Raw genomic sequence first — 12934 nt, 5'->3', positions numbered from 1 at the left:
ATTAGCTTGTTATCTTACAAAAAGGTAATACACTTCAATTATACTCTTAATTTACAAAAAAGTCTTAAAATTAAGTTGCGCTTTCATACTTTGTTTTATATATAAAATACGAAAGAGCAGGGGTTGCCATTTCCTATTTTCTCTTTTTGGATAAAATGTAACCTACCATGAAATTTCCACGGTAGGTGTTACTTATATTAGCAATCGTTCTAAAAATGGTTTGAGGCAGTTGAGGAGAATTCCTTCTATCCAGCTTTCTTGTGCTGAGGAGAGATGATCTGTCTGGAGACTTTCTTTTAGAAAATCTCGGACTTGTTCTGGTGCGATTTCAAACTCAAAGGCTTTCATTTTATAGAAAAAGTCGAGCAGATGGTCGGATAGGTATTCAGTTGAAAAGGGGACTTCTCCACTTTTTCGATATTCTAATAAGAGTCGAGCAAATCGGGATTTTTCTTCAGGAAGCTCACGAAAATAGGAATTGAGGAGCCAGGTCTGCTTCTGCTTTCTTTCAATTGGATCCTGACTAGCAATTCGTTGGTCTTTTTCCAACTCTTTTTGGTATTGTCTGGCCTTGATAGCCCGTTCTGTTCGATTTTTACCAAAAAGAATTTTCTCCCACTTGCGTTCTTCTTGGGTTAGGGTTTCTGTAAAGCCAAAGTAATCTTGATAAGCACGCTCTGCTGGGCCCATGGCTAGAACTAGATTGTCTGCATACTGCTTGGCGATTTTATCCCTCTTCTTGCGCTCTTTCTCTGCCTGGATACGGAGTTCTTGTTCGTAGTCAATTTTCTCCTTGCCTAGCTTGACAAGGTAGAGTTGGTCATCTGGTTTCCCAAGTAAAAAGGGTTTGATACACTTTTCAAGGACTTCCTCCATACGAGCCTTCTTCTTGGGTTCTGCCTTGGTCCAACTTCCTCCTTGAAAGACTTCTAGGAAGAGCTGGTAGTCTTTCTCAGGTGAGAACTGATTGCCACGATTGGGTTTAAAAACACCTTTTTCCCAGAGCCACTTTAGAAGTCGCTCGTCAAAGTCACTTTTATTGACCTTGATTTTTTCCTTTTTCTGGGCTTTTCTGGTCAGATTTTCAACCTTTCTGAGTAGTTTTTCTTCCTCTTCCAATTGCTGGTCAAGGGACAATCGGTGAAAATGACGAACACAGTCGCTACCAATCGGAAAGAGACGTTGGCCTGTGACACCATTAAAGAGTTCGTAGGCGTACTTGATGGCATTCCCACAGACACAATTGCTACGGCCGATACCGTTAAAAATCAAGGAAACTTCATTCCATTCCTTGGTAGCTTGTTCCCAAGTATCAGCTTTTGAAGCCTGTAAAACCGCATCGTGCAGGGATTTTCTAACTGGAAGTGTCATGAGGTCTCCTTTCTAATACTCAATGAAAATCAAAGAGCAAACTAGGAAGCTAGCCGCAGGTTGCTCAAAACACTGTTTTGAGGTTGCAGATAAGACTGACGAAGTCAATGAGCATATCTACAGTAAGCTGAAGCTGACGTGGTTTGAATTTAATTTTCGAAGAGTATAAATTATACTTTTACAACTTGAACCTCGTCTTTACCGAGTAAAATCAAGTATTTGTCAATATTTTCAATCGAATAGGCTCGAGATAAAGCCTCTCCGTATAGGGCTAACTGACCACGATAACGGTCTATGAGTTGACTTGGTTCATCATAGCGGTCTGTCTTATAGTCGAACAGAACAATTCTGTCCTCGTAAAGCAGATAGCCATCAAGGATACCACGGACAACAAAGTCTTCCTGACTCTTTTGGTCTCGTTTGAGCATGGAGAAAGGTTGCTCGCGATAAAGATGGTCGGTATTAGAGATAATTTCCTGACCGAGTGCTGTGTCAAAGAATGCAAGAATTTTAGCAAGATTGATCTTGTCTCTGACAGCTGGGCTGGTTTGAACTTGTTTGAGAGTTTCTGTCAGGCTAGCAAGCGTTGGTCGCTGGCTGAGGTCAATTCTCTGCATGAGTTCGTGGGTAGCACTACCAATCTCAGCTCCTGTTACCTTTTCTTTGGTTGAAAAATCTGGCAAATCAAAGCTGATTTTCTTGTCTACTGACTGACCTTGACCTGCAATCTCGACACCTTCCATATCCATAACGGGTTCGTAGAATTTCTTGATTTGACTTGGGGTTTGAACACTAGGAAGTTCAATGGCTGCACGGTAAAGAGTATTGTAAACTTCCACCTCTTTCAGCATTTCCAGAGCTTCTTTAATGGTTTCAGACTGACGATTGTCTGCTTGGGAGCTATCTTGTAGAGGGCTCTTGTTTTCCAACTCTCCGATAGCTTCTCTAGTCAGCTGATCTTCACCAACAAAACGATAGCTAAAGTTAAGATGATCCTTGGTAAATACTTTACTGATAGCCCAAATCCAATCTTGGAAATTCTTGGCTTGAAGTCTAGTGTTGCTATTTAGTTTTCCATTTTTAGCTGCTGGGTATTCCTTGGCTTCCAACTTTTCGCGAGAACCCTTGCCGACAAGGTAGAGCTTTTTCTTAGCTCGAGTCATAGCAACATACAGTAGACGCATTTGCTCAGAATAGCTTGCCAGCTGTAATTCTTCTTCGTTCTGTCTATAGGTCAGACTAGGAATGGAGAGTTTGATGGTTTTTGGATAGTGATCTTCCACTGCTCCTGTCTCCATTTTGGCAATATATTTGACACCTAGACCGTTTTTACGACTGAGAATGACCTCTGACATGCTGTCTTGCTTGTTAAAGTCTTGATCCATATTGAGGATAAAAACGTAAGGAAACTCTAACCCTTTACTCTTGTGGATGGTCATGAGCTCTACTGCATCTTTTGGCGGTGCGACGGCAACGCTTGCAAGATCGTGCTGGGCTTCTAAGACTTGATCAATCATACGAATAAAACGCGACAAGCCTTTGAAATTGCTCTTTTCAAATTGATCAGCACGCAGTGCTAGGGCATAGAGATTAGCCTGTCTAGCAAGACCATTTGGCAAAGCCCCCACATAATCATAATAAAAACGGTCGTTATAAATCTTCCAAATCAGGTCATAGAGGGAGTGGATTTTGGAATACAAGCGCCAAGAAGCCAAGATATCCATGAATTGGTTTAGTTTCTCAGCTAGGGCCCTGTGAATCAATCCTTTTTGGCTGCTTGCCAGTTTTTGAGCATTTACTAGTTTCTCATAGAGATTTTCGTGGACTTTATCCTCTGCTTTCTGAAGGGACAAACGTGCTAACTCATCCTCGTCAAAACCAAACATTGGAGACTTCATAAAGGCAACCAAGGCATAGTCTTGCAGGGGATTATGAATGACACGAAGGGTGTCTAGCATGACTTGCACTTCTAGGGATTGGAGATAATTGTTTTGCTCTCCGTCAGTTTTGACAGGAATTCCGTATTCAGACAGAGCGAGGAGAATCTGGTCATTACGACTGCGGCTGGAGGTCAAAAGGGCAATTTCTTTAAAGGAAACACCTTTCTCCTGATGGAGTTTAAGAATTTCCTTGATAACTAAGCGCATTTCGCCTGTTAGTTTCGTTTCTGCCTGACCCTCTTCTTCCTCACTTGTATCGTCCTTGTCATAGAGGAGAAATTCTGCCTTGTTTTCTGGATTAGGAGTCAGCTTGGTATTGGCAAAAACAAGTTGGTGCATGCTGTCATAGTTGATTTCGCCGACCTCTTGGTCCATGAGACGTTCAAAGACATCATTGGTTGCTGACAGCACTTCTGAACTACTACGGAAATTTTCCTTGAGGAGAATCAGCTTGCCTTCTTGGGGATTTTGCGCATAGCGTTGGAATTTTTCATTAAAAATCTGAGGGTCTGCCTGACGGAAACGATAGATGGACTGCTTGATATCTCCCACCATAAAGCGATTGTGGCTATTTGAAAGTAATTCCAGCATTCGTTCTTGAATATGATTGGTATCCTGATACTCATCGACCATGACTTCGTGGAAGCGATCCTGATAAGTCTCACGGACTTGCGGGAATTTCTCTAAAATCTCAATGGTATAATGGCTAATATCAGCGAATTCAAAGGCATTTTCCTGACGTTTACGCTGACGATAAGATTCTACAAAATCACTCATGAATGCTTGGAAGGTTTTAGCTAGTTCCCATGTGTCTTTATGATAACGTTCTTGATAGTAGAGAATCGTTATCTGGTCTGCTAGTTGTCCTAGTTTAGCAAACTGGGCCTTTCTCTCTTCGTTGTAGGCATCGGCCAGTGGCTTCAAATCAGACTTACGACTAGCATTAGTCAGGGCCCGGCCGTTTTTCTCTTTCGAAATTGCTACAACACGCGCAAGCACTGCTTGATAAGACTGATTATCGGACTCTTGATTCAAGGAGCCAATTTCATCCAGAATCAACTGAACATTTTCTAAATAAGCAGCCTTTGCAAACTCCTTGGCATCGTTATCCAGATGATAACGGAAAAAGCTTTCCAAATCCCAAAGGGCTTGCTGGATTTGCTCAGTCAGTTTTTCTTTTTCACTGGTAAAATCAGCCTCTTCAAAACCTTTGAGGAAAGATTCACTCAGCCACTTTTGAGGGTTGCTGGTGGATTGGAGGAAGTCATAAATTTTATAGACTTGCTGGCGCAGACCACGTTCATCTTTTCCACGTCCAGCAAAGTTTTTCAGCAAATGACTAAAGGTCTCTTTCTGTTTACCTTGGTAATGGGCTTCAAAGACCTCATGAAAGACTTCGTTTTTTAGAAGAAGTTGCTCGCTTTGGTTTTGTAAAATACGGAAATTAGGCGCAATATCAAGTAGATAACCGTGTTTGCCAAGGAATTTTTGTGTGAAGGAATCCATGGTTCCGATGGCAGCGTTGGGTAGGTCTGCCAACTGGCGACCCAAGTGTTGTTTGAGGTCAACATCGCTACTTTCTTGGATTTGTTGGCTTATTTTTTTCTCCAAACGTTCTTTAAGCTCTGTGGCAGCCTTAACGGTAAAGGTTGAGATAAAGAGTTGAGAAATTTCGACACCACGCGCTAACTGATCCAGAATGCGCTCGGCCATGACAAAGGTCTTCCCAGAACCAGCCGAAGCTGAAACGAGGATATTCTGACCAGAAGTGTAGATAGCTTCTATTTGTTCGGCAGTTTTCTTTTGTTCCTTGCTCGAATGAGCTTCTGCTTCTTGCAATTTTTTAATTTCCTCCTCAGTTAAAAAGGGAATGGGCTTCATCGATTCAACTCCTCTCTTATTTTTTCAAACCAAGCTTGTTTGAGTTTTTCTCCGACCAGACGCTTGCCGTCAGCCAAGTCCAACTTTTCTAGAAAACGGGCTTGACCCAGGTGGTAATTGGCTTCAAATCCTGTAATAGCCTGATGTTGCTGGACATATGGGGCAATGCTTCTGCCATTTTCAGTATAAGGGTTAATGGCGAACTGGCCTGCTAAAATCTTCTCAGCTGCTTTCTTGTAAAGTTGGGCATTGTAGTCCAGTAGGAGCTGGAATTCCTCATCTGTCAGCTGATTAACCTTGTTTTTGTTATAAAATTCGCCTAAATAACTGCTTTCTTTTTCTAAAAAGAGGCCTTGGTATTTCATTGACTTGCTAGCTTCTACTACTGCACCTGCTAGACTTTTAACGGCCATCAGAGATTGGATAGGCTCAGCCATTTCCAAGTACATAGCGCCGAAAAAGTTCTCCTCCCCTTCTCTTTTTAAGGCAGCTAGATAAGTTGGCAACTGGGAATTGAGGCCATTAAAGAAATGAGGAAACTGGAACTGAGTTAGACTGGATTTGTAGTCTACCACTCCTATCGCCCCATCAGCTTTCAAACGGTCAATGCGGTCAACCTTACCTCGTACAAAGACACTGCGCCCATTATCCAATTGAATAAAGGCTTGCTCTTTACCGCCGAAGTTCGCTTCCTCTTTGATGGTTTCGATGGCTGGATTGTGTCGGAGAATATGTCCAGTTGTCCGTGCAACATCAAGCAAAACTTCCTTGGTAAACTGGGCTTCCAAACTTTCCTGATAAATAGCCTCAAATTCCCGTTCTTGACTGGTTTCTTGGATAGCTTGTTCTAAACGTTTGTCAAAGGAATCTTCGTCAGGCAACTGCAAGGCGCGTTCAAAGATACGGTGCAAGAAATTTCCGTGACTGCGGGCATCAGGACGTAGACGTAATTCCTCTTGCAAGCCTAAAACGTAGCGGAGGAAATAACTGTATTGGTTTCGGTAAAACTCCGTCAAACCAGACGTAGACAGGTAAAATTCCTTGTCAGCTGGATAGAGAGCTTGTAAGGTGTCTTTAGCCAACTGCTTGCTGCTTGGACTGGTTGGGAGGGATGGATTTTCCAGACCTTGCTGGTCTAGTTTTTTACCCATGACACGTGCCAGAACCTTAATAAATGTCAAATCTTGCTCAGTATCACTCATCTCGCCCTGCTGGTGATAGGCAACCAGACTAGACAAAAGACTGTGATAGGATCCCATATCTTCCTTAGACAGCCCTTTGTGATTCATCCTTTTCTCTTTTCGACTAAATCCAAAATGGACCAACTCTTGAAGATAAGCTGATTCCTTGCTTTCACTTTCGTTAAAAAGGCTTGGAGCCGACAAAACCAACTGCTTACGCGCAGAATTGATCAAGGAAAGCATGGTATAGCGATTTTTCTTGAGATTTTCACTGCTGGCAATCAGCAATTGTGCCCCTTCCTCTGTCGCTTGGTTTAGGTTTTGCCTTTCTTCATCTGTCAAAAGACTGGTATTTTGCGCAATTTTTGGTAAATGATCCTGAGTCAATCCAATGGCGTAGACAAAGTCAGCAGTCAGTGGTGCAATCAAATCGTAACTCTGCACCAGAACAGTGTCTACTGTTGCTGGAATGGTGCGATACTGAGATAGACTCATCCCAGAATAAAGCAAGGCAAGGAAGTCTTCTAGATTAACTTGCGAACCAGCAAAAACGGTCGCAAATTGTTCTAAAACATGACAGAAAGCCTTCCAAACTTCGGCCTGTCTTTCATGTTCAAGAGCTTCCATAGTAGCTGTCAAATCTTGCAGTTGCTTGGTGACAGCTCCTTCTTTTAGAAAGCTATTCCATTTTTGTAGGAGATTTTCAGCCTTTTGTTTTCGACTGGCAAAGAGGGTTTCAAGAGGTGTTAAAATACGCAGACGAAGAGCATTTAAACGTTCCAGATTAAATTTTCCATGGTGGGATTTGGTAAAGGTTTGCTGAAAGGCTGGCAAGCCATTGATACCAAGATATCGGAGATATTGCTCATAAGCATCAATATCAGCTTGACTAAGGTCGGTATACAAACCTGTTCTAAGAAGGTTTATCAAATCCTCCTGACGGAAACGATAGCGTTTCAAAGCTAAAATAGACTCGACAAACTGTGTCAAGGGATGGTGGGCCATGGATTCGCTTCTACCAAGATAGAAAGGAATCTGATACTGGTCAAAAATGGTTTTCAGCGATAACTGGTAAGAAGCTACATCGCCCAAGAGAATACGAAAATGCTTGTAACTCAGATTTGAGTTCTCGTGCAATTTCTGACGAATGCTACGGGCTACTAGCTCCAACTCCTCCTTTTGCGTCAAACAAGACCAGATTTGTAAGTTTTCACGGTCCTTCTCATCGACATCCAATGTTAATTCTGAAAAGTCATAAGAAGACTCCAGCAAACGAGAGACCTTGTCAAAACTATCTATCTTTTCATGAGTTTGAGAACAATCCAGAGCAGGAGTTTGGTATTTAGAGGCTAGATGATGGAGAAACTCCACACTGGCTTGGTAGAGATTGCCTTCGCTAAAAGCGCTAGTATAGGCTTTCTTACTAGCATAGGCTCCAATGACAATCTCAACACCCTTACCATGAAGTAGGTCCACAATTCGCTCTTCCTCAGCAGAAAAACGGGTAAATCCATCAATGACCAAGGCGATTTGAGTAAAATCACTGCTAACTTTGTCATTCTCAATAGCCTCAATCAAGTGGGATAACTGACTTCCTTGAGCCAACTGGCCTTGATTGAGATAAGCAGTTACTTTCTCAAAAATCAAGAGCAAATCAGCTCTCTTATCCTCATCAGTCAAACTCTCCAAGTCCAAAAAACTCATCTGAGCTTTGGTCATCTCGTGGTAAAGCTCAATCAACTGCTGGATAAACTGAGGATCCTGCTTGATGGCGCCGTATACTCGTAAGTCTTTGGAATCAAGTTCGGCAAGGCATTTGTAAAAGGCCATCCCAAGACCAATATCATCAAGACTGGTCTTGGCAGGCAAATCATTCAAAATCAGGTAACGAGCCATTTGCGCAAAGCGCGTGACGGTAATCGCAAAAGAAGCCTGCTGGGACAAGCATTCCAGCACGGCGCGTTCCTTTTCAAAAGAAAGAGAGTTTGGGGCAATGTAGAAGACCCGCTTGCTAGCAGCAACTAACTCCTCCGCTTCTCTTGTTAGAATTTCTGTCAAAGAAGTCCGAATATCAGTATAAAGTAATTTCATCTCTGCCTCGTTGGAATTTTTCATTACCTTTTATTATACCATGATTAGCCCGAAGATTCCTCCTCCTTTCCTCTAAAGTGTGCTATAATAATACCAAAAGAAAAAGAAGGAAGTCTTATGATTAAACTACTAGCCTTGGATATGGACGGAACCCTCCTCAATGAAGCCAAGGAAATCCCACAAGCTCATATTACTGCTATTCACCAAGCTATTGAAAAAGGTGTCAAACTAGTTCTCTGTACGGGGCGCCCGCTTTTCGGCGTCCTCCCCTACTATAAAAAACTGGGGCTGGACCTCCAGAATGAGTATGTCATTGTCAATAACGGTTGCTCAACCCACCAGACAAGTGATTGGAGTCTGGTTGATTGGCAAGAACTCAGTCCAGCAGATATCGAGTACCTCTATGACCTAGCTGAAAAAAGTGATGTTCAGTTGACTCTTTTTGATGAGGAGCATTATTTTGTCCTCGGTGGCAAGCCTAATGAAATTGTTCAAAATGATGCCAAGCTGGTCTTTTCGGACCTGACTGAAATTTCTCTTGAGGAAGCGACTAGTGGTAAGTATCGTATGTTCCAAGGTATGTTTTTAGGAACAAAAGAACAAACAGACGATTTTGAGCAGTGTTTTGCTGAGGAACTCTGCCAACTATTTAGTGGAGTTCGTTCGCAGCCTGTCATTTATGAAGCTATGCCACTTGGTACGACCAAGGCTACTGCTCTTTCTCGACTAGCAAATATTTTGAAGATTGATTCCTCAGAAATCATGGCCATGGGCGATGCTAATAACGATATCGAAATGCTCCAGTTTGCAGGACTTGGGATTGCAATGGGAAATGCCAGCGATTATGTCAAATCCCTTGCGGATGCCGTTACAGCAAGCAACGAAGAAGACGGCGTTGCGCGTGCCATTGAGAAATATATTTTATAATTAAGAAGCCCAGTTCATATCAACTGGGTTTTGATATTTAAGAATTCCTAAAACTTTAGAAACTCTTTAGAAATGCTTGAGCTTTCTTTGATTTCTATGCTTTATACTAAAGTTAACAAAATAAATCAAAAGGAGAGAATCATGAAAACAGTACTCGACATTCATGGATTGTCCAAAAACTTTGACAAACAAGCTATTCTTCAGGATCTTCGTCTAACGATAAGAGAGGGAGATATTTATGGACTTATTGGGAAGAATGGAGCTGGGAAAACTACCTTGATAAAAATCATTACGCAACTACTGTTTGCAGATAAAGGGACTGTTTCCCTCTTCTCTAGCCAAACGGAAAATGAGTGGACCAAGGCTCTATCTAGAGTAGGTTCAGTGATCGAATCACCTGTAGCTCATAATCACTTAACAGCCTATCAAAATCTGAAATATTACTGTATGATTCGTCATATTCCAAATGCTGATCAAGTCATTCGAGAAACGCTGGACTATGTAGGTTTGCCAGATACAGGTAAAAAAGTCTTTCGTGATTTCTCTCTAGGAATGAAGCAAAGACTTGGTATCGCCATTGCCCTTTTATCCAAACCAGACTTCCTAATTTTAGATGAACCTATCAACGGTCTCGACCCAATAGGTATCAAAGAATTTCGACTAATGATTCAACGACTAAATCAAGAAAAAGGGATAACCATTCTCATCTCTAGCCATATCTTGTCAGAACTCTACCTCGTAGCTAATCGTTTTGGTATTTTAGATCAAGGCAAGATTATCCGTGAAATCAGCAAAGCTGAATTTGAAACACTAAGTGAGGATTATATTGTACTTAAGACAGCTGACCAAGAGAAAGCTTGTCAAGTATTGAAAGAACAAATCCAGCTCCAGTTCAAGGTTGTTAATCCAGAAAATGAAATTCATATCTTTGGTCAGGAACAAGATGTCAAGCAGATTCTTAAGGAATTAACCTTGGCAGATGTTGCGATTGACGAGATTTACTATGCCCGTCAAAACCTAGAAGAATACTTCACTCAATTGGTCCAATAGGAGGAAAATCATGATACATACCATTCAAGCAGACTTTTACCGTCTTTTCCGTTCCAAAGGATTCTGGATTACAGAATTTATTCTCTTTACTCTCATGCTAATGGGAGCAAGTATAGGAGCCACGGGCCATCTGATGGCAATCCAGACAGAAGAGCCAGACATTCCAACCCATGGTTGGGACGGTGTACAAGCCCTGATTAACGCATCTAGTCAAGGTTCAAATCTCGTTTTTCTCTGCATCATCCTAGCCTGCCTCGTTCTTGGAGTTGATTTAATCGGCAAACTCTATAAAAATAATTTAACAGTGGGTGTTTCTCGTACAGAGTTTTTCTTCGCTAAATCCTTTGTACTAGCAAGCATCGCTCTCTTGCAACTCATCGCCAGCCTTGTGATTGCTTTTGTGCCCTCAACTCTACTGAACGGACTTGGTACGATGCCTGATGGTTTTATTGCCAATCTCCTCTTAATGATTTTCCTTCAATTCCTTTGCCTCCTTGCTTGGCTTTCTATTGTTTCCTTTATTCTCTATGTGAGTCATTCTTATCTTGCAGTATTTATTGGTTATTTGGTCAGCTCTATCTTGCTTTCTACGCCAATGCTCATCTTCCCAAGTATCAAAATTTTGCCATATTTATCATTGCAGTTTTTCTATGCTATGACTGCTAATAGTGAATCCATTTTCTATACACTTATAGTTAGCTTAGCTGTTATTCTAATCTTTAATCTAAGTGGACTGGCAGTTTTCAAAAAGAAAAGTCTATAAAAAATGACCTCCTCTAGCCTACAGAGGAGGTTTATTTCGTTAAAAATAAATGAAAACCGATAACCACTGGCCATCTGTGCTTAGTTTCATCTCTGCACCAAGAAGATGGCATAATTCCTCAGTGATATAAAGGCCCAAACCAGAGGATTCTTCCGTATCAGATAGATTTTCAGAATAAAAACGGTTGCTGAGATTTTCTATTTTTTTGATGGGCTGTTTGACAAGGTTTGCAATCTCTAAGACAAGCTGTTCCTTTTCCTTTCTCAAAGATAGACGTGCTTCTTCCTTGCCATGTTTAAGGACATTCCCGAGCAAATTTTGTAAAATTCGATCCAGTAAGTCTTCATCAGTCCTCGTTTTTAAACTAGCTTCAACCTTAAAATCAAGTGTGATATTTGCCGCCTGAAAAACATCATAATAAGCCAAAGTCTTTTTGGTAATAAAAGCGGAAAAATCCACTTCTTCCAGTTTCGGTTTGACAGCTCCTTCCATCAAACGACGATATTCTAGGAGAGCCTCCAAACGTTTGGAAACTAAATCAAGATGCTGGGCTATTTTTTGTAGGGTTTCTGATTTGTCTTCAGGAGATTTTATCAATTGTTGGGTGTAACCTGAAGCGATAGTCAAAGGCGTCCGAATATCATGGGCAATATTGCTGATAGCCATATCCAGAGTCTGTTTTTCCCTTTTCATAACTAACCGAGATTGTTCCACTTCCAGAAATAGATTCTCAATCTGCTGGTAGAGATGTAAAAAATGTTTGGAAAAAATGCTGACTCCTACTCTTTTCATACTACCCGTGAGAATCTTGTCTTCAATCTGTTGACTCAGGCTCTTAAGAGCTAGATGGTAACGAATCAATGTAATCAATAAAATAATTAGGAGTATCAGTAGAACAAAGATTATCATGTAGGTCATTGCTTGTCTCCTTTTAATCTTACCCCAACTCCCCAGATGGTTTCAATATATTCTTGATTTGGGTCAAGTTGGTTTAATTTTTTACGAAGATTACTCAAATGCGTATTGAGGGTATTATCTCCAGGTAGATAGCTATCCTCCCAGACCAATTCATAAAGCTCTTCCTTGGTGAAAATTTTCTTAGGGTGTTTAAGGAGAGTTTGGAGAATCAAGCATTCTTTCTTAGCAAGGCGAATCGTTTCCTGACTATTTTTGATTTCGAAACTTTCTGCATCAAACAGGATATTTTTCAAGTTTTGTGACAGATTTTCAGTTTTTTCTAGTTCCATAGGCTGTTTTTCTGCGCTTTGGCGTAATTGAACAGTAACTCTGGCAAAGACTTCGTCCAAATCAAAAGGCTTGACTATGTAATCATTGGCACCGTCTAAGAGGTATTGGCTGATAAGTTTTTTATCGCTCAAAGCCGTTAGCATAATGACTGGAGTTTGACTTTGCTCCCTGATAGTTTTTAAAACCTGATCCCCATTTTTCCCAGGAAGCATGATATCTAGTAAAACGAGGTCAATCCCCCCTTGGTCAAAACGCATGATTCCTTCTGTACCAGAAAAGGCTTGAATCACCTCATGCTCCTCAGTAAGAAGTGTTCGCAAAATCTCTTGAATGTCACTATTGTCTTCAATAACCAATATCCTAGCCATAAACACCAACCTTTCTGCAACTATTATAGCATGTTTTATTGATAAAGCTTAAACAGAAAAGCTCCTCGCATAAAAGCGCGAGAAAGCCTTGGAGGGTTAAAATATAAAATCCAC

The 12934-nt window shown here is 41.2% G+C and carries 8 protein-coding genes; 3 read left to right on the top strand and 5 right to left on the bottom strand.

Annotated features, from left to right (window positions below; translation table 11 throughout):
• Positions 1-192: 192 nt before the first annotated feature.
• From EII37_RS04005 to rexB, 3 genes are all read right to left on the bottom strand, one after another.
• Positions 193-1371, bottom strand: coding sequence for a hypothetical protein (locus EII37_RS04005; RefSeq protein WP_124787655.1), 1179 nt, complete (start codon positions 1369-1371; stop codon positions 193-195).
• A 170-nt stretch (positions 1372-1541) separates the two neighbouring features.
• Positions 1542-5192, bottom strand: coding sequence for a helicase-exonuclease AddAB subunit AddA (addA, locus tag EII37_RS04000; protein WP_124787654.1), 3651 nt, complete (start codon positions 5190-5192; stop codon positions 1542-1544).
• Positions 5189-8464 (bottom strand): ATP-dependent nuclease subunit B, encoded by a 3276-nt coding sequence (gene rexB, locus EII37_RS03995; RefSeq protein WP_124787653.1) that lies wholly within the window; start codon positions 8462-8464, stop codon positions 5189-5191. Before rexB ends, addA begins: the two co-directional genes overlap by 4 nt.
• A 117-nt stretch (positions 8465-8581) precedes the next feature.
• On the opposite strand from rexB, the gene EII37_RS03990 reads away from it, so the two are divergent.
• The 3 genes from EII37_RS03990 (at position 8582) to EII37_RS03980 (ending at position 11204) form a co-directional block, all read left to right on the top strand.
• Positions 8582-9391, top strand: a complete 810-nt coding sequence (locus EII37_RS03990; protein ID WP_124787652.1) for an HAD family hydrolase — start codon at positions 8582-8584, stop codon at positions 9389-9391.
• A gap of 141 nt (positions 9392-9532) precedes the next feature.
• Positions 9533-10441: an ATP-binding cassette domain-containing protein gene (locus EII37_RS03985; protein ID WP_124787651.1), complete on the top strand. Its 909-nt coding sequence runs from the start codon at positions 9533-9535 to the stop codon at positions 10439-10441.
• A 10-nt stretch (positions 10442-10451) separates the two neighbouring features.
• Positions 10452-11204 (top strand): ABC transporter permease, encoded by a 753-nt coding sequence (locus EII37_RS03980; RefSeq protein ID WP_124787650.1) that lies wholly within the window; start codon positions 10452-10454, stop codon positions 11202-11204.
• A 39-nt stretch (positions 11205-11243) separates the two neighbouring features.
• Here EII37_RS03980 and EII37_RS03975 read toward each other — a convergent pair whose 3' ends face one another.
• Positions 11244-12122, bottom strand: a complete 879-nt coding sequence (locus tag EII37_RS03975; protein ID WP_124787649.1) for a sensor histidine kinase KdpD — start codon at positions 12120-12122, stop codon at positions 11244-11246.
• Complete coding sequence (locus tag EII37_RS03970) at positions 12119-12820, bottom strand: response regulator transcription factor (protein WP_124787648.1); 702 nt, start codon at positions 12818-12820, stop codon at positions 12119-12121. The genes EII37_RS03975 and EII37_RS03970 overlap by 4 nt, the downstream gene beginning before the upstream one ends.
• Between the last annotated feature and the right edge of the window lie 114 nt (positions 12821-12934).

Source organism: Streptococcus sp. OH4692_COT-348 (assembly GCF_003859975.1).
Taxonomy (GTDB): domain Bacteria; phylum Bacillota; class Bacilli; order Lactobacillales; family Streptococcaceae; genus Streptococcus.
This window is presented reverse-complemented; position numbering and strand designations above follow the sequence as displayed.